The sequence below is a fragment of the Lacinutrix sp. WUR7 genome (assembly GCF_016864015.1).
Lineage (GTDB): Bacteria > Bacteroidota > Bacteroidia > Flavobacteriales > Flavobacteriaceae > Oceanihabitans.
This window is the reverse complement of record NZ_CP045067.1, coordinates 1,281,334-1,305,105: the sequence shown is the minus strand read 5'-3', so window position 1 is coordinate 1,305,105 and position 23,772 is coordinate 1,281,334. Positions and strand designations below refer to the sequence as shown.

20 protein-coding genes are annotated in these 23,772 nt (G+C 29.7%); 5 read left to right on the top strand and 15 right to left on the bottom strand.

Annotation, left to right across the window (positions count from 1 at the left end; genetic code table 11):
* Nucleotides 1-36: 36 nt before the first annotated feature.
* Nucleotides 37-645, bottom strand: coding sequence for a DUF4254 domain-containing protein (locus FG167_RS05705; RefSeq protein WP_203460454.1), 609 nt, complete (start codon nt 643-645; stop codon nt 37-39).
* A gap of 88 nt (nt 646-733) precedes the next feature.
* On the bottom strand, nt 734-3,460 hold the full coding sequence (locus FG167_RS05700; protein ID WP_203460453.1) for an SdrD B-like domain-containing protein: 2,727 nt from the start codon (nt 3,458-3,460) through the stop codon (nt 734-736).
* Nucleotides 3,461-3,670: 210 nt separating this feature from the next.
* Between FG167_RS05700 and upp the strand changes: the two genes are divergently transcribed.
* The gene (gene upp / locus FG167_RS05695) at nt 3,671-4,330 is read left to right on the top strand and encodes a uracil phosphoribosyltransferase (protein ID WP_203460452.1); all 660 of its coding nucleotides are present in this window, start codon (nt 3,671-3,673) and stop codon (nt 4,328-4,330) included.
* Here upp and FG167_RS05690 read toward each other — a convergent pair.
* Nucleotides 4,301-5,242: a DUF6427 family protein gene (locus tag FG167_RS05690; protein WP_203460451.1), complete on the bottom strand. Its 942-nt coding sequence runs from the start codon at nt 5,240-5,242 to the stop codon at nt 4,301-4,303. The genes upp and FG167_RS05690 overlap by 30 nt on opposite strands.
* 47 nt (nt 5,243-5,289) lie before the next feature.
* On the opposite strand from FG167_RS05690, the gene FG167_RS05685 reads away from it, so the two are divergent.
* Nucleotides 5,290-5,517 (top strand): uracil phosphoribosyltransferase, encoded by a 228-nt coding sequence (locus FG167_RS05685; protein ID WP_203460450.1) that lies wholly within the window; start codon nt 5,290-5,292, stop codon nt 5,515-5,517.
* A 3-nt stretch (nt 5,518-5,520) separates the two neighbouring features.
* On the opposite strand, the gene purD is transcribed toward FG167_RS05685, so the two are convergent.
* Nucleotides 5,521-6,792 (bottom strand): phosphoribosylamine--glycine ligase, encoded by a 1,272-nt coding sequence (purD, locus tag FG167_RS05680; protein WP_203460449.1) that lies wholly within the window; start codon nt 6,790-6,792, stop codon nt 5,521-5,523.
* 84 nt (nt 6,793-6,876) lie between these two features.
* Here purD and FG167_RS05675 point away from each other — a divergent pair, with 84 nt between their 5' ends.
* From FG167_RS05675 to FG167_RS05665, 3 genes are read left to right on the top strand one after another with little or no spacing between them, the layout of a single operon-like run.
* Complete coding sequence (locus FG167_RS05675) at nt 6,877-8,187, top strand: phenylacetate--CoA ligase family protein (protein WP_203460448.1); 1,311 nt, start codon at nt 6,877-6,879, stop codon at nt 8,185-8,187.
* Nucleotides 8,188-8,192: 5 nt separating this feature from the next.
* The gene (wecB, locus tag FG167_RS05670; protein ID WP_203460447.1) at nt 8,193-9,287 is read left to right on the top strand and encodes a non-hydrolyzing UDP-N-acetylglucosamine 2-epimerase; all 1,095 of its coding nucleotides are present in this window, start codon (nt 8,193-8,195) and stop codon (nt 9,285-9,287) included.
* Nucleotides 9,288-10,454: a glycosyltransferase family 4 protein gene (locus tag FG167_RS05665; protein WP_203460446.1), complete on the top strand. Its 1,167-nt coding sequence runs from the start codon at nt 9,288-9,290 to the stop codon at nt 10,452-10,454. It abuts the gene before it with no gap.
* Here FG167_RS05665 and FG167_RS05660 read toward each other — a convergent pair.
* The 11 genes from FG167_RS05660 to FG167_RS05610 all read right to left on the bottom strand — a co-directional run bounded on the left by FG167_RS05660 (nt 10,451) and on the right by FG167_RS05610 (nt 23,772).
* Complete coding sequence (locus FG167_RS05660; protein WP_203460445.1) at nt 10,451-11,809, bottom strand: exopolysaccharide biosynthesis polyprenyl glycosylphosphotransferase; 1,359 nt, start codon at nt 11,807-11,809, stop codon at nt 10,451-10,453. The two genes, FG167_RS05665 and FG167_RS05660, sit on opposite strands and share 4 nt — an antisense overlap.
* Nucleotide 11,810: 1 nt before the next feature.
* Entirely contained in the window at nt 11,811-12,797 is a 987-nt protein-coding gene (locus FG167_RS05655) for a UDP-glucuronic acid decarboxylase family protein (RefSeq protein WP_203460444.1), read from the bottom strand.
* A 13-nt stretch (nt 12,798-12,810) separates the two neighbouring features.
* Nucleotides 12,811-14,208 carry a UDP-glucose 6-dehydrogenase gene (locus FG167_RS05650; RefSeq protein WP_203460443.1) on the bottom strand — a complete coding sequence of 466 codons (1,398 nt, stop codon included), beginning with the start codon at nt 14,206-14,208 and terminating at the stop codon, nt 12,811-12,813.
* 162 nt (nt 14,209-14,370) lie between these two features.
* Nucleotides 14,371-15,471, bottom strand: a complete 1,101-nt coding sequence (locus tag FG167_RS05645; RefSeq protein ID WP_203460442.1) for a DUF1972 domain-containing protein — start codon at nt 15,469-15,471, stop codon at nt 14,371-14,373.
* Between the two features lie 1,254 nt (nt 15,472-16,725).
* Nucleotides 16,726-17,895, bottom strand: coding sequence for a glycosyltransferase (locus tag FG167_RS05640; protein WP_203460441.1), 1,170 nt, complete (start codon nt 17,893-17,895; stop codon nt 16,726-16,728).
* A complete protein-coding gene (locus tag FG167_RS05635) occupies nt 17,892-19,094 on the bottom strand; it encodes a hypothetical protein (protein ID WP_203460440.1) in 1,203 nt (400 codons plus the stop codon). The genes FG167_RS05640 and FG167_RS05635 overlap by 4 nt, the downstream gene beginning before the upstream one ends.
* Complete coding sequence (locus FG167_RS05630) at nt 19,078-20,055, bottom strand: glycosyltransferase (protein ID WP_203460439.1); 978 nt, start codon at nt 20,053-20,055, stop codon at nt 19,078-19,080. The genes FG167_RS05635 and FG167_RS05630 overlap by 17 nt, the downstream gene beginning before the upstream one ends.
* A gap of 3 nt (nt 20,056-20,058) precedes the next feature.
* Nucleotides 20,059-20,916, bottom strand: coding sequence for a sulfotransferase (locus FG167_RS05625; RefSeq protein ID WP_203460438.1), 858 nt, complete (start codon nt 20,914-20,916; stop codon nt 20,059-20,061).
* A gap of 2 nt (nt 20,917-20,918) precedes the next feature.
* The gene (locus FG167_RS05620; RefSeq protein ID WP_203460437.1) at nt 20,919-22,238 is read right to left on the bottom strand and encodes a flippase; all 1,320 of its coding nucleotides are present in this window, start codon (nt 22,236-22,238) and stop codon (nt 20,919-20,921) included.
* 90 nt (nt 22,239-22,328) lie between these two features.
* Entirely contained in the window at nt 22,329-22,877 is a 549-nt protein-coding gene (locus FG167_RS05615) for a hypothetical protein (protein WP_203460436.1), read from the bottom strand.
* Between the two features lie 367 nt (nt 22,878-23,244).
* A complete protein-coding gene (locus tag FG167_RS05610; protein ID WP_203460435.1) occupies nt 23,245-23,772 on the bottom strand; it encodes a hypothetical protein in 528 nt (175 codons plus the stop codon).

Genomic DNA, 23,772 nt, shown 5'->3' with positions numbered 1-23,772 from the left:
AAAGTAAAGGAGTTTCTTATAATGAAAAATTATGTATTACTTCAGTGAACGTAAAACTGGGTTTAACTCATCGTCATTATACATTTTCATTTGCTTGTAAACTTTCATGTATTTATCACCATTTGCAATATCTTTTAACAAGGTATCTATTGCTGTTGATAAATCTACACGTTGTTCTAATAAGATGTCTAATTTTTTTTGACAAGCTGCTTTATGTGCGTCTGAAGCATTTTCTCTAGTTGCTTCTTCATGCATGTGATATACTTTTAAAGCTAAAATAGATAATCTATCTACACCCCAAGCAGGGCTTTCGGTATTAATTGTCGCATTTTCTTTTACAGAAACATTTTTATTTTTCTCTAAAAAATAACTATCAATATACTCTACCATATCTGTTCTATCTTGGTTAGAAGCATCTATTTGACGTTTTAATGCTAAAGCAGCAACAGGGTCTATTTGTGGGTCTCTAATAATGTCTTCATAATGCCATTGTACCGTATCAATCCAACATTTTCTGTATAATAAATGTTCTAATAAATTGGTTTCTTTATTATAAATATTAGTGAAAGGTTGATCTACAGTATTTAAAACGTGATAGGTATTAATTACGTCTTGAAATATTTTATTGGCTTTTTCTGAAAACATTTTTTAATTTATTTGATTACAAATATACATTTTTGAAACCAAAAAGCCGCTAAAAGCGGCTTTTTGGAATTCAATTAAATTTGATTAATTATTGTTTAACAAACCTTTTAACTATGGTTTTATTTTCCTTAGTTGAAATTTTCGCAAGATATAATCCAGCACTTAATTGTTCTAAGTTAAGTTTTACTTCACTTATATTAGACGCTGTACTGTAATCTTTAGTCAGAATTAACTTCCCAGTAATACTGTAAACTTTAATAACAGTATTGGTATCTAATAAATCTGATTTTACAATAATGTATTTAGTAGCAGGATTAGGATATAACTTCACACCATTATATAACGCTAAAGATTCTTCATCTAAATCTTGACTGTTTTGCGTAAATTGTCTTATTACAGTATCGTCAAGTATTGGTTCTTCAGATTTTCCTTTGTCTTTTCCTCCATCTGCTTCTGTTTTAGAGTTACCAAAGACTTTATCTATACCAAAATCAACTCCTTCTGTTGTTTCCTGTAAATTAAACCCATAAAAACCATCTGGATTATTAGTCTCATCATCTAAATCAAATGTAGTAGTATAAAACAAGAATGGTGGGTTATTTTCAGGTGTTATTGCATTTACTATTTTACTACCTGCCGTAACATTATTAAAGATATAATTAGGGTTTGTGGAAGACGTAGATTGCGTCTCTAGATATTCATCTCCAGCATCTAAAATACCATTTTCATTTACATCATTAAATAGATTTACAAGAATACCTGGTAAAGGCATTTCTGTTGCATCATGTATACCATCTCTATTGTTGTCATCCCATACGACACCAGAAATAGTATACATTAAAACTTCTTCTTCGTTGATACCAAAATCAACTCCAGATACATCTTCATTAGAATGAATAGCGACAACCTCATCTGTTGTTAATGTATAAGTATTATCTGCTGTATCTTCCGATATTACTACTTCAACTAATACGCTATAATAGCTTACTTCCGTAAAAGAATAATAACCATTTTCATCTGTAGTTGTTTCTTCTAACAATAAGTCATCTGCATCTAAAGCGCCGTTGTTATTACTATCTGCATATAAAATAACAGGAATGTTGTTTAAATACGCCTCTTCCATCTCATAAAGACCATTTTCATTATCATCATCAAATACAACTCCTTCAATAACATAGTTAATTATGTTATTTTCGTTAATTCCGAAATCCACTCCAGAAACATCTTCCGTTGCCGTAATTACTACAACTTCACTGGTTGTTGCTTGGTATGTATTTTCATCTGTATCCTCTGGAACTGTTACAATTACAAGTATATCTTCTTCTGTAATATTTGTAAAATTATAATAGCCATTGGCATCTGATGAAGTAACTCTTAACTCTAGATCACCTGCATCTAAAGCTCCATTATTATTGCTGTCTGCATATAATGTTACACTAACGCTATCTAAATTAGATTCTTCCGTTTCTTGTGTTCCGTTTTCGTTATCGTCATCAAAAATGGTTCCTTCTAAATTATAAGAAACTTCAACATCTACAACTAGGTTTAAATAATCTGCAGCATCCGTTATTTTACCTTGATCTTCCGCAGATAAACCATGAATTTCAATTAAACCTCCTAATTGAATATCATTATACGTTTGTAATTGAGATGGCTCTGTATAGCTTTGCACATAACTTTTTCTAGTACAGCTAGAATAACAAGACCCGTAATGCGAACACGTTTTCTTATTTTTAAGTAAGTGAAAATTACTGTTCTTATCTTTTGCTATTTGCGCATAAACATCTTCGTTATTTGCCCAATTAAAAGTATTGGTATTAAAATCGAAATGTTGAATTTGATAGGTTGTAACCGCATAAATTTCTCCGTCATCACTTACAGCTATATCACCAAGCTCTCCTTTATATCTAAAACTAGAATGCCCATCATTATCATATTTAGGACTAGCATTAGAAATACTAGAAGAATCTCCACTAAAGTCTGAAAGATTACTAAAGCAAACCTCTAGCAAATAAATCTTATTATTATAACTACTATAATTGCTATGTCCACGTTGTGAAACACCTCTATTAGATCCTGTTAAAGATCCAGTTGAAGATCCTGCAGAAGAAACCCTATTGTCCAATAAACTAGATTCAGAAACATAATCACGTAAATTATAGTTGTCTTCCGCTTTTATACTTTTAGTTTGATTAGTATTTGCGGTAGGTAAAGTCTCTGTTGCACCTAATCTTCCTGTATTTATTTCCAAAGAAGTGTTTACAAGAGAACCTTTTTTAATCTTAACACCTTCTAATTCTCTTTGTAATTCGTCCTTTACATTTACAATACCACTTGAAGTTCTATAGTTATAACAACTTGAAGGGTACTCCATAGCAAAGTAAAGTTTACCATTATAAAAAGTAGCACCCCCAGAGCCTAAACCTCTAGAGGAATATGCATGCCCGCTAGAAGTAAAATAAGACCTAATATCACCAAAAGATTTATGCGTATTAGCATATACATTATAACCATACACTGTCCAGTTATATTTAGAAGCCTGGTTACTAACGTAAAAAATCCATCCTGTACTAGCATCTACAGCTAAAGAATTTATCTCGGATACATAAGGAGAGGATGTTAATAAAGTAGCTTGATACGTCTGCATGTTTACGGTGTAAATATGACATCCTGCAGAAACAATTAATGAATTGTCTTCTGTGGTCATCATAACAGTTGCAGCTTCCCCATCAATGCTTAACGGAGCATTAGCTTGAATTGTCTGAAAACCAAAAGAAAAAGCCATAAAGGCTAGAATTGTAGTTTTTAATCTCATGTTAGTTAGTTTTATGTTTAAATTATAGCATACTATAACATAAAACAGGCAAGAAATTTCTGGTAGATTATTCTAAAAGGGGAATCAAATATATTACAAAATTGAACTATTTTTAATATTTTCGAATAATTACATTTTTTTTAGACAAAACTCCTAAAAAATCGGTAAAACTCGCAATCTTACTATTTAATTTATTCTTATTTTTATCCCATGAAAATATTTAATCTAGCAGAAGACAATTCCATATTAAATTCTTTTATTTCGGAAATAAGAGATGTGAAAATCCAAAAAGACAGTATGCGTTTTAGACGAAACATAGAACGCATTGGTGAAATTTTGGGTTATGAAATGAGTAAATCACTACAATACAACACAACGACTATTGAAACTCCATTAGGTAATTGTAAAATGAATTTACTTAATAATGACATTGTTTTATGTTCTATTTTAAGAGCTGGAGTACCATTACATAATGGCTTATTAAATTATTTTGATGATGCAGAAAACGCATTTATTTCGGCATATAGACACCATAAAAAAGATCCGGATAGTTTTGAAATTATAGTAGAATATTTAGCTTGTCCAAGCTTAGAGAACAAAACCCTTATTCTAGCAGATCCCATGTTAGCAACAGGACAATCCATGCTTGCTACTTTTGAAGCTTTAAAACCTTTTGGAAAACCAAAAAACGTACATTTAGTTAGTGTAATTGGTGCACAAGAAGGTGTCGATTTTATAAATGAAAATTTTAGCGAAGACACGCATTTATGGATTGGTACCATTGATCCAGAATTAAGTGACAAAGGATATATCGTTCCTGGTTTAGGTGATGCTGGTGATTTAGCTTTCGGAAAAAAAGTGCAACATTAACAACACAAATGGAGCAATTAATAAAACACCAAAAAATAGCTCTCTAAACCATTTTTCTTTAATCGTTTCAATATAATTAGTAACAACTATTGCTAAAGGTGCAAATAAAAATAAAAGTTCACTTCCGTTCTTATTTGGCGCAATAACAAATAGTATAAAAGCAATTATTAACATTGCCAAAATTGTTTTAAAAGCGGGTCTAATAGTTCTTATTTTCTTTCTAAAGTTTTTTAAATAGTAAAAAACAGACCAAAATCCAAAGGAAAATAGTAACGTTAAAGCAACTAAAAACTGTAAAGTGTTATAGCTGTTAAAGTTCAAACTTGTTTTGTAGTTACTATTAAAAAAGTCTAAATAGGTATTATTAATTAATATCGATGCACTTACGCACAATATAAAAACGGTAGCCATACCAATAACTGGTGTTAACCAATGCCTTATATTATCACTAGAATGAAACAATAATACCAATGGGATTAAAAAAAGAAATAAAATAGCCCAAAAATAGAACAAGGAAGCAACAGCGATACAAAAAGTGGCATCAAACAGTTTGCTTTTTATGTTTTTTTTAGTCCGTAAACTTATTAGTCTTCTTAAGGCAAAAAGAATAAAAAAGTTAGCCCAAATTACTCTAGAACTAATTAATGATTCTGGTATTAGTAATAAGAAAAGGCTAAATAAGATTATTTCTATATTACTTTTTAGTGTTAATTCATTTTTAGTTACAATAAAATTCAATAGTAAAATGGAAAAATAAGAAACCATAAAAGTTACTAGTTGTTGCATAACAAACACGCTAGTAACAGGCCCTTGTGTATACTTTAATTTAACGCTTAAAAACGCCAAAGCAGTAATTACAAAAACGATTAAAAAATTTATTGGCTTAGATTTACTAAAAATACTTGTAATCATTAACTCTTTTTGTACTTTTGTATTGTAAATATACTATTATTACTATTATGAAAGATTTCTTTTACGCAATACAAGACCTATTTGTAAATGTTTTATTTGCACCTTTAGATGCAATTAAAAACTTAGAACTTGAAAACTGGTTTGCAGCAAATACTATTTCTTGGATTTTTATTCTTATTGGATTTGTAGCAATGGTTTACTGGATGCTTCAATTAAGATCATTTGATAAAAACAACGAAGAAAACAAAACTGTTTCTGCACATTCTTTTTTATAGGAATTACAGATCAAAGCCAATGTCTTTACGATAATTCATCTTATCAAAATGTAGTTTTTCTATACTTTGGTAAGATTTTTTTATGGCTTCTTGGTAGGTATTTCCATAACTTGTTATTGCCATAACTCGTCCACCAGAAGTTACAATTTTATCTCCATCTAATTTTGCTCCTGCGTGAAAAACTAAAGATTCTGTTATGTTTTTCACACCAGTGATCTCTTTTCCTTTTTCATACGCTTCTGGGTAACCACCAGAAACCAACATCACAGTTGTTGCTGCACGCTCATCTATTTCAATTTCTATTTGATCTAAAGTCTGATTCGCTATGGCTTGAAAAATTTCTACTAAATCATTTTTAAGTCTTGGTAAAACCACTTCGGTTTCCGGATCTCCCATTCTTACATTATACTCTATAACTTTTGGGTCGTCACCAACTTTAATGATACCAATAAAAACAAAACCTTTATAAGGCAAGTTATCTTTTTGTAAACCAGAAATTGTAGGTTTTACAATGCGTTCTTCAATTTTATTTAAAAATTCTTTGGTAGCAAAAGGTACTGGAGAGATTGCTCCCATTCCACCTGTATTTAATCCTGTATCGCCTTCGCCAATTCTTTTATAATCTTTTGCTGTAGGTAAAATTTTATAGTTTTTTCCATCACTTAAAACAAAACAGCTTAATTCTATTCCGTCTAAAAACTCTTCAATAACTACTTTGTTACTTGCTGCACCAAATTTAGCATCTACTAACATGCTTTTTAATTCGGCTTTCGCTTCGTCTAAATCATTTAAGATTAAAACCCCTTTTCCAGCTGCTAATCCGTCTGCTTTTAGAACATAAGGAGGGTTTAAAGTTTCTAAAAAAGCATACCCTTCTTCTACATTACTTGCATTAAAACTCTGGTAAGCTGCGGTTGGTATATTATGTCTGTATAAAAACTCTTTAGCAAATTCTTTACTTCCTTCTAACTCTGCTGCTGCTTTTTCTGGTCCAATAACTGCGACATGCTTTAAGGCTTCGTCTTGTAAAAAGAAATCATGAATACCCTGTACTAGAGGATCTTCTGGTCCTACAACAACCATATTTACATCTTTTTCTAAAACTAGTGTTTTTATCGATTGAAAATCGGTTACCCCAATATCTATATTGGTAGCAATTTCTGCCGTTCCGGAGTTTCCTGGAGCAACATAAAGGTTTTTACATAAAGGGCTTTGTGATATTTTCCAAGCAAAAGTATGTTCTCTTCCGCCAGAACCAAGAATTAAAATAGTCATGTTGTATTTTGTTTGCTCAAAAATAAAACTAATGCATCGAATACACGAATATTTTTTATTTACTTTACAAAAATATCTTTTCGTTTGCATTTATTCAATCTTTCTTTAAAACTAAACGGCTTTCCTATAAAGAAGGCTTCTCGTGTTTTAGAAAATATTCAGGCTAAAAACGAAGCCGATTTTGAAACTTATCTACTTCAGAAGAAAAAGGATATTTTTAATTATCACATGCAAAACAATTCGTTTTATCAAGAAATTGCTAAAAACGCTACAGTTACAGACTGGAAAAATATCCCTGTAATGACAAAAAGCGATTTACAGCAACCTTTAAACGCTAGACTTTCTAAAGGGTTTACGACTAAAAACGTATATGTGAATAAAACTTCGGGCTCCTCTGGAGATCCTTTTGTTTTTGCTAAAGATAAATTTTGCCATGCATTAACTTGGTCGGTAATAAAAAACAGGTTTGGTTGGTTTGGTATCGATTTTAATACTTCTAAACAAGCTCGATTTTATGGTATTCCGTTAGATAAAAAAGGGTATTATAAAGAACGCTTTAAAGATTTTTTAGGGAAACGTTTTCGGTTTTCGGTTTTCGATTTAAGCGATGCAGCTTTTGAAAAATGTGTAACAACCTTTCAAACAACCCGTTTTGATTACATTAATGGTTACACCAGTGCTATTGTGCAATTTGCTAAATATCTTCAGAAAAAAAATATTGTTCTAAAAACGGTTTGCCCTACATTAAATGCTTGTGTAGTAACTTCTGAAATGCTTTTTGAAGACGACAAAAAACTTCTAGAAAAGCAATTTAATATTCCTATAATTAATGAATATGGAGCCTCTGAATTAGACCTAATTGCATTTCAAAATCCGCAAAATATTTGGCAAGTAAATAGCGAAACCATTTTTGTAGAAATCTTAGACAAGCAAGACAACATTTTACCTTTTGGTGAAGAAGGCAGAATTGTAATTACCTCAATGTATAACAAAGCGCATCCTTTTATACGTTATGATATTGGCGATATTGGCATACTTAGTAAAAGTAGCACATTACAAAAACCTATTCTGGAAAAATTAATAGGAAGAACCAATGATATTGCTATTTTACCTAGCGGAAAAAAGGCAGCTGGCTTAACTTTTTACTACATTACCAAAAGTATTATGGAAGACGATAGTACCATAAAAGAGTTTATTATTGAACAACAGAAAATAGATACTTTTAAAATTATTTATGCTAGTGCGGAAGATATTTCGGAAGCAAAAATAAAAAGCATTAAAACCGAAATGGATAACTACCTTGAAAAAGGTTTAAATATTATCTTTGAAAGACAAGACAAAATAGAACGATCTAAAAGTGGTAAATTAAAACAGTTTAGATCTTTACTTAATTAATATACATGAACATTACCATTATTGCAGGTGCACGACCAAATTTTATGAAAATAGCACCAATTATTGCAGCTATTCAAGAAAAGAAAGCACAAGGTTTTAATATGAATTATAGGTTAGTTCATACCGGACAACACTACGATAAAAACTTAAGCGATACTTTTTTTACCGAGCTAAACATCCCTTTTCCAGATATTAACCTAGAAGTAAAAAGTGGTACGCAAGCAGAACAAACGGCTGCAATTATGATTGGTTTTGAAAAAGAATTACAACAAAACCCTTGTGATTTAGTAATGGTTGTTGGTGACGTAACCTCCACAATGGCTTGTACTATTGTTGCTAAAAAAGCAGGAATAGATGTTGCGCATGTAGAAGCAGGTATTCGATCTGGCGACATGAATATGCCTGAAGAAATTAATAGAATTGTAACCGATAGTTTAACCGATTACTATTTCACCACTTCTAGCTATGCAAATGAAAACTTAGAAAATCTTGGTATTTCTAAAAGCAAAGTTTTCTTTGTTGGAAACGTGATGATTGATACCTTATTGAAAAATTTACCTAGACTTGAAAAACCGCAAATTTGGAACGATTTAAAGTTGGAAGAGAAAAAATATATGGTCATGACTTTACATAGACCAAGTAATGTAGACGAAGAAAAACAGCTTAAAAACCTTATTCAGCAAATTGTAGATCTTGGTAAAGATTATCCTATAATATTTCCGGTACACCCAAGAACTAAAAAGCTTTTAGAAGGTTTAGATTTAAATTTTAAAAACCTGCACTATGTAGAACCTTTAGGGTATTTACACTTTAATTATTTGGTAAAAAATGCTTTTGCAATGCTTACCGATTCTGGTGGAATTACAGAAGAAACCACCGTGATGAATGTGCCATGTATTACGCTTAGAGACTCGACGGAAAGACCAGAAACTTGTGCTATTGGAACTAATGTTTTAGTAGGAAACGATACTGCTAAAATTAAAGCTGCTTTTACAAATTTACTTTCCGGTAATTGGAAACAAGGACAAACTCCAGAGCTTTGGGATGGTAAAGCGGCAAATCGTATTACAGATTGTTTAGTTAAAATTTATTCGCTGTAAATGAAAGAGGTACTAATAATAACGAGTTACTTTCCTCCAGAAATTGGCGCAGCTTCTAATCGCATTTTTCACCTAGCGGAAGGTTTACAAGAAAGAAACTTTAAGGTACAAGTAATCACCCCTTTACCAAACTATCCTACTGGTAAAATATTTGATGATTACAGCGGGAAATTTAAACAAACAACGGTTGAAAAAGGCATCACGATTCACCGATTATGGATCTATGCTACCGTTTCTAAAAACAAGTTTTTGCGTTTAATTGCAATGCTTTCCTATAGTTTCAGCTTGCTTTATTTTTTTGCATTTAATAAACTACCAAAAACAGTAATTGTACAATCTCCACCATTATTGGTTGCTTTTACTGCCATGCTTTTTTTACGTTCTAAAAACAGAAATCTTATTTTAAATGTTAGCGATTTATGGCCAATTGCGGGATTAGAACTTGGTGCTTTTAAAAAGAATTTCAGCTATAAAATGCTAGAGAAAATTGAACGTTTCAATTACAACAAAGCGGATTTGGTTTTGGGACAAAGCGAAGAAATACTAACACATGTTACCTCGTTATTCCCTGAAAAGGAAACCCTTTTATATAGAAACTATCCGGATTTTGATGCTCCTGAAATGGAATCTAGAAATCTTTCCGAAGAAAAAATAAAACTAGTTTATGCTGGTCTTTTAGGAATTGCACAAGGCGTTTACAAGCTTTGTACCGAATTAAATTTCAATAACAACATAGAACTTCATATTTATGGTTCTGGAGCAGAACAGAAGCTAATTGAAACGTTTATAGAGAAGCATCCAGATCTTCCTATATACTTTCATGGCAGAGTTACAAGAGAAGAATTACACAAGGTGTTATTGCAATACGATATTGCTATAATCCCTTTATTGAATCGGATTTATGGTTCTGTACCTTCCAAAATATTTGAATATGCCAAATTAGGCTTACCTATTCTATATTTTGGAGGTGGTGAAGGGGAGGATATTGTAAAAAACAACACACTAGGTTGGATTGCTAATGCAGCAGATTATGAGGATTTAAATCGTGTAATTGCTTCTATTACTATTTCAGAAATAACACTCGATTTTAAACAACAAATAAAAGAAACAGCAACAACAACTTTTAATCTAGAAGGGCAATTAAAAAAGCTTACTAGCTTACTTTAATAGGCTTTATCTTCGCCATTAACGACATTCATAAAGGTTTGCGTAACGATCTTAACATCTAGTAGTAAAGACCAGTTTTCGATGTAAAAAATATCTAATTTTACACGATTAATAATGTCTTTATCTGTTTCAATTTCTCCTCTAAAACCACTTACTTGAGCCAATCCTGTAATTCCTGGTTTAACAAAATGTCTTACCATAAACTTATCAATTCGCTTTGCGTACATATTGGTATGACTTACCATGTGTGGTCTAGGACCTACTACTGACATATCACCAAACAATACATTAAAAAATTGTGGTAACTCATCAATACTCGTTTTACGTATAAACTTACCGATTTTAGTTACACGTTGGTCTCCTCTTGTAGCCTGATTTAAATTAGCATCCTTATTTGGAGTCATAGAACGAAACTTATAGCAATCAAATTCTTTATAATTAAATCCATTTCTAGACTGTTTAAAGAATATTGGACCTCTAGATTCTATGATAATAAGAATGGCAATAATTGGCGTTAACCAAGAAAGAAGTAAAATAATTACAGCAGATGAAAACACAATATCAAATACTCTCTTAAAAAACTGATTTACAGAATCTTCTAAAGGTATATTACGAAAGGATAAAATTGGTGTGTAATTGTAGTATTCGTATTTTAATTTTTTGGAATATATATCTTTATTGTCTGGTAAAAACTTTAAGATTTTAAGATTATTATCTGCAAAATCGATAACCTTACTCAGCTGACTATTAGAAAGCTGTGATAAAGAACAGTAAATCTCGTCTACATTTTCTTCTTGTAAGAACTTAAAACAATCTTGCAGCCCTTCGTCTGTAAGGTTTTTAAAATTAAAAGTTTTGGTGTGTGAATACCCATATTCTGGTTTGTCATTAAAAAACTTTTCTAATGCATGCGTTTGCTTGTTTTTACCTAAAATAGCAGTAACTCTATAATTACCACCAAAAGAAACTCTATATCTCTGTAATAAGTAATACAAGGTGAATTTAAATACAGTTACCAGGACAAATACGCTACCAATATATTTAAAAATAGTTTTTGGCAGTATGTCTAAATCATAATGAAATCCGGAATAAGCAAACACAACTAAGGTGAAAAGTGCCATTTGCCTAAAAATAAGTGTCATGATAACGACTTCTCTTGTATACCTAAAAACACCATAAAATTTAGATAGTGTAGAGATAATAATCCAGGATATTGAAATTATAACAACAAAAGAAACAGGTTCAACACTTTTAAAAAAATAAAGTATTGCTAAACTATTTATAATAATTAAATCAATTATATACGATATAGGTCTTAAATAGACAGAATATCTCCCTTGGTTAAATGTGTTCAATTTATTTTTTTATATGTTTAGAAAAATCTTTATGCTCGCTTTTATATAAGTCTTCATCTGACAAAGACTTAAAGTAATTAAAAGTTTTAAGCATACCTTCTTCGCGTTCCACTTTAGGCTCCCAACCGAGTAACTTTCTTGCTAATGTAATATCTGGTTGTCTCTGCAACGGATCATCTACAGGTAATTCTTTATAAATTACTTTTTGATTGGTATTTGTAAGTTTAATAATCTCTTCGGCAAAATCTCCAATGGTAATTTCGTTTGGATTACCAATATTAACGGGGTTTGCATAGTCACTAAACATTAATTTAAAAATACCATCTACTTGATCATCTACATAGCAAAAAGATCTGGTTTGTTTACCATCACCAAATACCGTTAAATCTTCTCCTCGAAGTGCTTGTCCCATAAATGCAGGAATAACTCTTCCGTCATTTAGTCTCATTCTTGGACCATAGGTGTTAAATATACGAACTATACGTGTTTCTAGACCATGAAACCTATGGTAAGCCATGGTTATAGATTCTTGAAAACGTTTCGCTTCATCATAAACTCCTCTAGGACCAATGGTATTAACATTACCATAGTAATCTTCGGTTTGTGGATGCACTAGTGGATCTCCATAAACTTCAGATGTAGATGCTATTAATAATCTAGCATTTTTAGCCTTAGCCAACCCTAACAAGTTATGTGTACCTAAAGAACCTACTTTTAAGGTTTGAATTGGAATTTTTAAATAGTCTATTGGGCTTGCTGGTGAGGCAAAATGTAAAATATAATGTAAGTCTCCTTCAATTTTAATAAACTCGGTTACATCGTGTTCTATAAACTCAAAATTAGGATTATTAGCTAGGTGACTAATGTTTTTTTTGTCGCCAGTAATAAAGTTATCCATACCAATAACATAAAAACCTTCATGGATAAATTTATCGCATAAATGTGACCCTAAAAATCCTGCTGCTCCTGTTATAAGTACTTTTTTCATTATTTATTATTCTTTATTGACCGGTTCCTATTTTGTAGTAAACAAATCCGATATCTTCTAAAACTTCTTTATCTAAAATACCTCTTCCATCAAAAACGAAAGCTGGTTTCTGCATATTGTTAAAAATTTGCTTCCAATCATAGGTTTTAAATTCATCCCATTCGGTTAAAACGGCAATAGCATGAGCGCTTTTACACGTTTCGTAAGGGTTATTTTCAACTTTAAGAAGACTTCTATTTTCTTCGCTTGATCTTGTATTTAAATAGTCTAAATCGGCATAAATACGTTCTTCCACCACTTTAGGATCAAAAACTGTTATTTCTGCTTGCTCATTTAGTAAATTATCAGCGACTTTGATGGCTGCTGATTCTCTAGTATCATTGGTATCTTTTTTAAATGCCCATCCTAAAAACGCAATCTTTTTACCAGATACTGTGTTGTAAAGTGTACTCACAATATTATCTGAAAAACGTTGTTTTTGGTGTTCATTCATTAGAATTACTTGTTCCCAGTAATCAGCTACTTCATTTAATCCGTAACTTTTAGCAATATAAACAAGATTTAAAATGTCTTTTTGAAAACAAGAACCTCCAAAACCTACAGACGATTTTAAAAACTTAGCGCCTATTCTACTATCCATCCCGATAGCTTTAGAAACTTCATTTACATCTGCTCCAGTTTTCTCACAAATTTCTGACATTGCATTGATTGATGAAACACGTTGTGCTAAAAAGGCATTTGCTGTAAGTTTAGATAACTCTGAAGACCACACATTAGTTCTTAAAATTCTTTCTTGCGGTACCCAATGCGCATATACTGCAGCCAAAGCTTCAATAGCTTTCGTTCCTTCTGGAGTTGTATCACCACCAATAAGTACTCTATCTGGGCTTAAAAGATCCTCAACAGCTGTACCTTCGGCTAAAAATTCTGGATTTGATAATATTTGAAAAGCAACATCATTACCTGTATTGTCTAAAATATCTTTTATGGCAGAAGCAGTTCGAACAGGAAGTGTAGATTTTTCAACAATAATCTTATCTTGTTTAGAAACTCTAGCAATTTGGCGAGCACATAACTCGATATATTTTAAATCTGCAGCCATCCCTTTCCCTTTTCCGTAAGTTTTGGTTGGTGTATTTACAGATATAAATATCATTTCAGCCTCGTCAATAGCTTTATCTACTTCAGTTGAAAAGAATAAGTTTCTTCCTCTTGCTTCTTTAACAATAGCGTCTAAACCTGGTTCAAAAACAGGAAGATTATCTAAATTATTATCATTCCATGCTGCAATTCTAGCTTCATTAATATCTACAACAGTTACTTTTATGTTAGGGCATTGTTTTGCTATTACGGCCATGGTTGGTCCACCAACATAACCAGCTCCAATACAACAGATGTTTTTTATTTTCATTTATTTAAACTTCTTTTATTATTATTACTATTATAAAAATAATACTAATTTAAATTCTAGCAATTTTGTTTTTACACGTAAATTATTTCAAAATAAAGAAATAATTACGTTTTTCAACAATAAAGCTTTATTATTTATTAGTGAAAGTATTATCCTTTATTCTTATTTCTTTTCTTTTAACGCTTTTAGCAAGAGTTTCAGGTATTCATTATTAATTTTATTCCAATTAAAGGTGTCTTCTATTTTCTTAAAATTATTAGTGATTTTATCTTGATACGCTTCTTTATTTATGGTGTCGATATATTTAGCGACTTCATTTTTGTCTGTAAAATAGAAAGCATCTTCATTTAAAATTGCTTTATTAAATACATTATCATTTGCAATAATTAATGTGGTAGATGCCATGGCTTCTAGTAAAGAAGGATTTGTTCCTCCTACCGAGTGCCCGTGAAAATATAAATTAGAAAAATGTCTAAGGTTATTTAAATGCTCTAAATTATAAACTCCTCCAATGAAGCGAATATTTTTATGATCGATATACTTTTTCTTTAAGTACTCACCAAATTCATTGGCATCATGTTTACCTACTACTAAAAAGGTTTCCTTTTTATCTGCAAGGCTTGCGCCATCTAAAATCGTTTCTAGATTATTTTCTGGTTCAAATCTAGCAATTAACATGTTGTATTTATACGGAGTTACATTGTAGGATTCTAAAACCGCGCTATCTTCATTTATAAAGTTATCTGCTCCATACGCAATGTATGTAGAATCTTTATTATAGGTGTTTTGAATATACTCTTGTATACCAATAGAATCTGAGATTAAATAATCACTACTATTTATAGCAAGTTTTTCGGCATATTTTAGAAAGGTTTGTACGGGTTTAGAGTATTTACTTCTTTTCCATTCTAAACCATCCATGTTGGTGATTATTATGGCTTTTTTAGGCAAAAACCGATGCCAAACAGAATTACTTGTATACCCTAGTTGTAGTATGATGTCAAAATCTCTTTTTCTGGCATCTCTTATACAGTTTAAGTCGTATAAAAACTGTCCGGGAGTACCTATTACATTTTCTGGATCTTTACAATGAATAATTTTTACTCCTTTAAACGTACTTTCTTGGTAAGGGTGCGTATGCGAATTATATACATATACGTCGTGCTTATTATCGGCTAAAAAAACCGAAAAGAATTCCGCAAATTGCTCAAATCCTCCGTGATGATTTGGAACCCCTCTAGTTCCTATTATTGCTATCTTCAAAATTTAAATAGTTTTGTAAAAAAAGTGTGTTAAAAAAATAAAAAAATACAATCCCCTTGCTTCTAACGAGCGTGACTTCAAAAAGAAATCCAAAACATACAAGTATAAGGAAAAAAACATGCATTACGTTTTTGTGTTTGATTGCTTTATAAAAACTAAAAAACAAATAACTTAAAAAAAAGATCAATACAAAAACACCATACGTTACTAGCATGTGGGTGTATTGATTGTGTAAATTAAAATCTTCGAACCAATTGGGTCCTAAGTTATAGGAAAAAAAATAATAGTTCAAATAATCTTTAGTGTCCCCTTGTTTGAAACCAAAAAGTAATTTGCCATCTTTTACTAAATGATAAACACCAATACTACTTAAGACATATCTTAACTCTAAATCACTTATTTCTGTCTTTTCTTGATAGGTGAATATTTTTTTTTGGCTAAAATCGTTAGTTGGTTTAAAGTTTAATATTTCTGGACTAAAACGTAATCCGTCAGTAAACCTATCCTTTATAAAATGAATATTAAATACCGATATAGATACTATTCCTAATATTGTAAAATATACTATTTTTTTCTTCAATTGCTTTATTTTCAACGAAAAATAAAAAAGGTAAATAACTCCATTTATAAATAATATAGCTTTTGAAACACAAAGGATTAACCCTAAAAGAAGAAGTATTATAAACCCCGTTTTTACGACTTTGCTCTTTTTGAAAAACCACTTCGTTTTTGTGTGAATAATAAAAAATAAAGCAATGGAAATATTTAAAGAATAATAAATGGGATGATAATCATATAACAATGTGAAATTATGAAATATTAAATCTCCTAGTTCTTTATGTTGAGCAACTTTTATTACATTATGAATCAATAATATGGTAACACTTAATACAGTACCATAAGTAAACCATATTAGTATCTTGGTGATTTTGGCTTTGGTTATTTTGTTGTTTATTAAAATAAAAACGAGTAAAACCAATAAAATTTCTAAGTTTAGGCGCTTTAAGCCTTCCATGTATTTATTACTTAAAAGGCTACTTATTATTACGATTAGAAAGAATGCTATTGGAAAAATAGCACTAAAAGATTTGAGTTTTTTAAGATTTTCTTTTCGAAAAAAAAAGACCGTATATACCGAAGCAATAATAATGGCAAGATTACCAATATTAATCTTAAATGGTATTGTAGCAGCAATTAAACATAGCAAAATTGTTGCTACGTCGTACTTTGAAATGATGTTTTTTATAAACCCCACTAATTAAGTAGTTTGATTAAGTCTGCTACTTTTGTACTCCAAGAATGTGTATTTAAATCTATTAAATTCTTAGAATTTTGGTGGTTTGTAATTTCTGCAGAAAACTCTTCGGCATTATGAATTATATACAAATGTTCTTTTAATTCTTCTAAGCCATTAGAGTCTGTACCAATAACTTTTTTTGTAGTTGCTAAATACTCATAAACTTTAATAGAGTTTGCACCAGATTTCTTGTCTTCATCTACTACATAAGGCACGGTACAAATATCAAAATTTTTCACATAGTTTGGATAGATCTCGTAGTGCTTATCGCCTAAATAATAAAAATTATCTAATTTTAAAATACTATTAAACACTTGTTTATCTAAAATCTGACCTACAAAAACAAAGGAAGCATTTTTAGTTTGCTTCATGGTTTCATTTAACAAATCAACATCCAAAAGGTGTGTTATTTTTCCTCCAAAACCAACAATTGGCCTCGGGATATTTTTCATATCCTCAGGAATTTCTGCTTGTGTATCATTAGCAAATCTAGAAACGTCTACACCGTTTTTAATTAATACAAGTTCTTTAGGTTGGTATGCTTTTGAAAAATCTCTAATATTATCATTGGAGTTTGTAATCCAAAAATCACAAATCTTAGCATATTCTTTATAAGCAGAAAAAATTTCTTCTTTAATTTTTGAATACACATTAAATTTCGCAAAGTTATCCCAAGCATCAAAAACGGATTTTTTAGGCTTTAAGGATTTTGATAATTTACTTGCAAAGATGTTTTGATTAAGTAAAAAGTAATCTTCATGAATACCAAGTTTACTTAAAGACTCGTTAATGAAGTTAATATATTTTGGGTTTTCATATTGTGAAATAAACCACTTATAACCGTTTAATACTTGACCAAAAATATCATTGGAAACAAAATCTATGACATAAAAATTCTTACTTACCTCATAAAGTTTAAAGTTTGATTTGGAATGAATGACTTTCCCTTTTATTAAGTTAGGCTTTCTTTTAAGTAAGATTTCTACTAATGTTGTAGGCCTATTAATAACCACTTTTACATCGGCACTATTTTCATTTAAATGTTCAATAAAATGCGCATCTCTAGTTCTAAAACCTTCTAGGATAATTTTTCTCCAATCGTGAAAAGGTGCTATAAGTATATTCATTCTTGTCTAATCTTTTTATTGTTTTGTAATAAACTAGTTAGGGTTATCATTATTGCTAAATCTGAAAAAATCGTTGTCATAAAAGCATAAATAAGTACAACACCAAATAGAATTATTTTAACACCTTTGTCTAGGTTAAAACTATTTACAAGCAAATATAAAAGTAATATTAATAGAATAAGCCCTATAATACCCAAATCTGCATAAACCCATATTAATTGCGAAAAGTGTTTTGTTGCTGCAAACTTCCCTTTTAATACATCAAAATAAGAATATGGTCCTTCCCCTACTATTCTTAGCGGTAATACTGTTGCATAGGTTATAACAACTTGGGGCCGCTTAGCAATACCCCTTTTATAGTTTGAAAAGGATTTTTTAGAATTATATTCTTGATGAAAAAAGTAAATTTCCCTTTCAAAAGCTTTTATTTTTTTTGCCTGTGAAAATGCTAAAGGCATTAATAATAGAACAACTAAAATGCCAAATACTTTTATTTTTTTTGGAAATGATTTATATATTAAATATCCAAAAAATAAAATCAGCAACAGTTTCGTAATATTAGATTCTGCTATTAATATGGTTAAAGACAAGTAGAAAACAATTAGTTTGGGTCTTTTGGTAATGCTATTGTTAATGTTGTTTTCAAAAATGTTAAAAATATTTAACAACAAAAAGAACCCTAAAGCATGATCGGCTTTTAAAAAAAAGGTACCAAACATAAAATCGAAAGAAGCAATAGCTTGGCTACTATTATTAAACCGTATAAGAAAATCATATCCAAAATTCTGGATTAAAATAGCTGGTAATTGCAAACAAGCAATAAATAAATAGATTTTACTAATTGTTCTAGAGGAAATATATCTTTCTTTTTGATTTATTTTAAAGAACAAATAACTACCTAAAGGAATAAGAATAAAAATAAAGTAAATAATTGTTTTTAATATATTGGTTTGGTTTACTATAGAGCTGAGAATAATGAGCAGAAATAAAACAAAGAAAAGCAAGACTATTTTGTCAAAAATCACTCTTTGTTTTACTATTACATAAACGAAATAAAATAAAAAAAACAAACCCATTACACCGTAAGAAAAAACAGTATTAGGAATACCAATAAAAAACTGAGTAAAACCTCCTATTAGAAAACAAAAAGCTACAATTAATAAAAAAACACCTAAGTATAACTTATTTAATTTTATCATTTGTTTTAAAATGTTTTCTAGAAGATAGTATCGCTCTTAAAATTATAGGAAACTTCCAGAAGTGAGTTGGATTAAAAATCATTGCCAAAAATAAGATAAAAATATAACTTAAGGTATTTATAGAATACACCAACTTACTATTCACAAAGTTTTTCTCAAAAAACACATTGTTACGCACAGAGTAATAAATTGCGTTTTTTGAATCGGTTGAAAAATATCTTGTATGCAGAATTTTTTTAGGTTTTTTTAAATGAAAGGAGGTTTCTAAATCTTCTAATTCGCTATCTAAAACTAAAATTATTTTACCATCATTTTTTGTTATTCTATAAGAGAACTCATGGTCATCTGCATATAGAAAAAAGTGTTCATTAGGAAGTCCTATTTGACTAATAGTATCTTTATGAAAAAACATACCGCCATAAGGAGCAACAGCTACCACACCAGAATCTACTTCTTCTGGTTTTTCAGCTTTAGGCTTCTTTAGTTTATCTAAAATATTAAATCCTAAAAAAGAATTTTCAGTACCTAACATTAAATATGGGTTATGCTGTGAAATAGCATCCTTGTATATCTTTCTTTGTGGTCTGTAGGATAATAATGAAAGTGGTTTAGTAGTATTGTCTTTAAAACTATCCCAAGACTTTAATAACACTTCTAAAGCATTATCTTTAGGTAGGTTATCATCATCTAAAAGCCAAATAAAATCTACCTTTTCTTTTAAAACCTCAACGATTCCATCTTTAAACCCTTTTGCTGAACCGGAGTTATAACCTTCAGAATAAACCTTTAATTTCTTACATTCCTTTTGTAGGATTAAAAGTTCTGTGGTGCTCTCTCCTACTATGCCATTATCTACAAGAACAATTGTTTTTACTGCACTAAAAGTATTTAGCTTCCGTATTACTTGTCCAAAGTATTTAGCTCTATCACTATATGTAACAATTACAACACCAACATCCATATCTTAAAGTATATTATTATATCCCAAAGATTTTAATAAAGGTCTGTTTTTAACTTCTTCGTAAAAACGTATATGTTCATCATTCTTTTTAAAGGCAAATCCTCTATTTGCATCTACTTTTTTTACAACACTCTCTATCAAACTCTCTTTTGGATCAATTTCTAAAAAACTAGAAAGCTCATTTAAAATGGGTTTTGGATTATGTAAGAAATCTTCGTACTTAATATGTATTGTGTCATTAAAGATTTTATCTGAATCTAATGCTTTTTTAGTATAAAACTCCCAAAGTTCAACACCTCGAAGTAAATCTTCAACAACAAAAGAATGATTTAAAATTCTTTCTTTTATAAGTAATTTTACTTTGATTTTTTCTTTTGAAGACAATGTGTTTTTTTCTTTTTTAAGAAACTCTCTAGTTTGTAAACTTACGGCTACATCTATTGGGTTTCTATAAATATGAACAATTTTAGCTTCTGGAAATAGTTCTTTATAGATTGGAAGAAGTAACGTATTTCTAGGGTCTTTCCAGCCCCAAATGGTACTTCTTGTTGAAATCTTTCTGTTTTTTACGAAATTTTTCCAACCTAAATAACTTACATTATTAATAGAATCCATCCTTTCTAAAATAATTTTGGATGAAATATTTCTAAATCTTGCATCTATTAAATCTACGGTTTGAGGTACATCCCAAGATGCGCCAGCTTGAAATAAGATATATCTATTTAAATTTTGAAAAAACTTAGATTCATCATTTTCGCTTTTATCGTTTCCCATAAAAACACCTAAATCACTAATAAATCTAGTGAGCATAGAGGTTCCGGACCTATGCATGCCGACTATAATAATTGGTTGATTCTTCATTTTTAGCTAATAAATGGTAAATATAATGTGTTAATATTTAATTTTTTCTTTGCAATAATAACTAATATAATGTTTTGTAAGCTAAGACAAACTGTTGTTGCAATCGCAGCACCTATAAGCCCATAAATTTGTATTAAAACGATATTTAAAACAATAGCTGTTAAACCTATTATTATTGTTACATGCATTAATGATTTTTGGTTTCCTGTCATATTTAACAAAACACCTACAGAGCCACAGGTGGCATTAATAAATTGTCCTAAAGCTAATACTATCAAAACATATTTTCCTTCTGTAAACTCCTCGCCAAAGAAAGCTAAAAGCTGGTTAGAAAAAAGTACAATCACAAGAAATACAGGGAAAGATAACCAAAAAATAAATTTGGAGTTTGTCAAAATAATATTGGATAACTCTTGTTTCTTATTAGCCCAAAAAAGCTCTGATAATTTTGGTGCTAATACCGTATTAACTCCTATTAGAATAAAACTTATAAAAAAAGAAAGCTTAAGACATAACGAAAAAATACCCACATAAAAAGTGGAGAGTACAATTTGAATAATGTATATACTTAAATTTCCGGTAAAATAAGAACTAATAGTAATAACCATCATAGGTATTGAGGTTTTTACCAATTTAGAAAATTTCAATTCTTTTTGTACCGTTTTTTTTATATGACTCGTTTTGGTTAAAATTATTGTAATAGAAATAAATGCTATTGAAATAATAGTAAAACCAAGGGCGTAAATAGGAATTTTTATATCTGTTGTTTTTGGAAAAACTAACAATATTAAAACACATATTAATGGAATCAATATTGTTCTAAATATTTCAGACAATTTAATTTTTTGTAAACCTCTTAAATATTCAACATTAATTAAATTAATAGTGAAAAAGGGAGCAATAAAGGATACCGATTTAAGGATTTCCTTATATGAAGCATCTTTAAATATATTTAGTGCGATCTCTTCAGCAAAAAAGTAGAGTAAAAAAGAAAGCACAAAACTGGCTGTTAAAATTAATTTTAAGGCATGAAAATACAGGCGCTTTCTTTCATATTCCTTTTCTTTTTTGGCATATTGTCCCATGAACCTAAGGATAGATGTACTTAATCCAAAAGAAGCAAAATGACCAAAAACGATTATTGAGCTATAGGTTATATTATAAATACCATAACCAGTAGCCCCAAATCTTTTTGTTAAAAGTAATGTAAATGTGTAACCTAGAAGAATGCCTATTGCTTTAAGAAACATAACAATAAAGCTCTTTTTAATTATCTCATTTTTGTTAGCTTTAAAAACTATGTTATGAATTTTCTTAAACATTTTATCTATTTCTATATTTTAACTATTATTAAAAAAGGGTACTTGCACAATAGGTTTAAAATATATTTTTTAATACTCTAAAAGCAATATTTATCTTGCTTCTAATTCAAGTCTTTTCTTGAAAATTGGTTTTGAATTAAAATAAGGGTCATACTTTCCATCTACCATTTTACGTTCAATAACACCAGTTTCTTTTGTGTATTTAATGTAATTATTAGGTATGAAAAATGAGTAAAATTCTTGAGGGTTTAATTTTAGTTCGAAATCTTCATAAGTCATTGTAACACCATTAAAAATCACATTTTCTAGGCTATTATTTTTACCAAAATCGAATCTAAGACTAGTAGGGAAAATTTCTTTTGGAAGCAATATCTCTATATCTTGAGATTTAAGATCTCCTTTTACTGTTTTAATAACCCTGGCTTTATTACTATACTTTTGTTTATTATAGTCTAAATAATAAATTTCAATATCATCATCATTAGGAATAACTATATTTAAATTAATTTTAAAAACAGATTCCTGTTTAGGTTCTTCAATAGTTTGGTTTGTATCAGTATTTGCTTTCTTTTCCTTGTCACCACAACTAGTTATGCTAATACTTAAACAAATAACTAATAATAAAACACTTTTTTTCATAATTTTTATTTCTATTTCGTTAAACAATCCTTTTTGTAGCAACAGTTTTGTTAGTTGTATATTCTACAAGAATAATACCTCTAGTAGTTCTGTTTTTTCTATACGTGTATACTTTTTAATGGCTAATAGTACGTATTTAACTTTACAAACATCATTCATACTTGTTTGTCTTGTTCTAAAAATAATACTGCTTGACGTATAGTTTCTGCTTTACCTCCCTTTGATATATGGTTTAAAAACAAAAAACTAGTATTATTCTTATCGCAAAAGGTCTCCAGTATTTTTCTTTACTATCTATACTACCATTATTTACAAAAAATATTTCAACATCCTTATAAGTAATCATATAATGAAATATGACCTACTTTTAAGATTTAGTTTTTTTACTGTTTAATATTAATAATATTTCTTCCACATATTTTTTCTTAATAACTAATCTAGGATCTATTTTATCTTTTATCTTTTTAGGTTTGTAAACCGCATGTTCTTCATCTACGATTTCAACCCATGGACTACTCTCAAAAATCTTTGTTATATCTGTTTGATTTATGTCATAAGATCTATCCTTATACTTTAACGTTATTTTTTTTATGGTTATTTCTTGATTTTCTTTAGAGCCAAAATCAAATCTTAAATATGGATTTAATCCTGGAACAACAAATTTAAGAAATTGAAAATCATTACTAGGTTTAACTTCACTTATAAAAGAACGCTTATTATCGAATTTTTGATCCAAGCTTTCACTATAATAAATTTGAAACTGATCTTTCTCCTTTATTTTAATTTCAAAAATTATCCTTAAATCAAAAATATCACTTGCTTCTTTATTTAATGGATCATTCTTACAGGAAACAAATAAAACTAACGCTATTACAATAAATATTCTATTTTTCAT

Bases quoted from the DNA above. Each gene is read 5' to 3' on its own strand.
- FG167_RS05610 (WP_203460435.1), bottom strand. From the start codon at position 23,772: ATGAAAAATAGAATATTTATTGTAATAGCGTTAGTTTTATTTGTTTCC.
- FG167_RS05650 (WP_203460443.1), bottom strand. From the start codon at position 14,208: ATGAAAATAAAAAACATCTGTTGTATTGGAGCTGGTTATGTTGGTGGA.
- FG167_RS05705 (WP_203460454.1), bottom strand. From the start codon at position 645: ATGTTTTCAGAAAAAGCCAATAAAATATTTCAAGACGTAATTAATACC.
- FG167_RS05615 (WP_203460436.1), bottom strand. From the start codon at position 22,877: ATGAAAAAAAGTGTTTTATTATTAGTTATTTGTTTAAGTATTAGCATA.
- FG167_RS05685 (WP_203460450.1), top strand. From the start codon at position 5,290: ATGAAAGATTTCTTTTACGCAATACAAGACCTATTTGTAAATGTTTTA.
- FG167_RS05620 (WP_203460437.1), bottom strand. From the start codon at position 22,238: ATGTTTAAGAAAATTCATAACATAGTTTTTAAAGCTAACAAAAATGAG.
- FG167_RS05635 (WP_203460440.1), bottom strand. From the start codon at position 19,094: ATGATAAAATTAAATAAGTTATACTTAGGTGTTTTTTTATTAATTGTA.
- FG167_RS05640 (WP_203460441.1), bottom strand. From the start codon at position 17,895: ATGAATATACTTATAGCACCTTTTCACGATTGGAGAAAAATTATCCTA.
- FG167_RS05655 (WP_203460444.1), bottom strand. From the start codon at position 12,797: ATGAAAAAAGTACTTATAACAGGAGCAGCAGGATTTTTAGGGTCACAT.
- FG167_RS05700 (WP_203460453.1), bottom strand. From the start codon at position 3,460: ATGAGATTAAAAACTACAATTCTAGCCTTTATGGCTTTTTCTTTTGGT.
- FG167_RS05630 (WP_203460439.1), bottom strand. From the start codon at position 20,055: ATGGATGTTGGTGTTGTAATTGTTACATATAGTGATAGAGCTAAATAC.
- FG167_RS05625 (WP_203460438.1), bottom strand. From the start codon at position 20,916: ATGAAGAATCAACCAATTATTATAGTCGGCATGCATAGGTCCGGAACC.
- purD (WP_203460449.1), bottom strand. From the start codon at position 6,792: ATGACTATTTTAATTCTTGGTTCTGGCGGAAGAGAACATACTTTTGCT.
- FG167_RS05665 (WP_203460446.1), top strand. From the start codon at position 9,288: ATGAAAGAGGTACTAATAATAACGAGTTACTTTCCTCCAGAAATTGGC.
- upp (WP_203460452.1), top strand. From the start codon at position 3,671: ATGAAAATATTTAATCTAGCAGAAGACAATTCCATATTAAATTCTTTT.
- wecB (WP_203460447.1), top strand. From the start codon at position 8,193: ATGAACATTACCATTATTGCAGGTGCACGACCAAATTTTATGAAAATA.
- FG167_RS05690 (WP_203460451.1), bottom strand. From the start codon at position 5,242: ATGATTACAAGTATTTTTAGTAAATCTAAGCCAATAAATTTTTTAATC.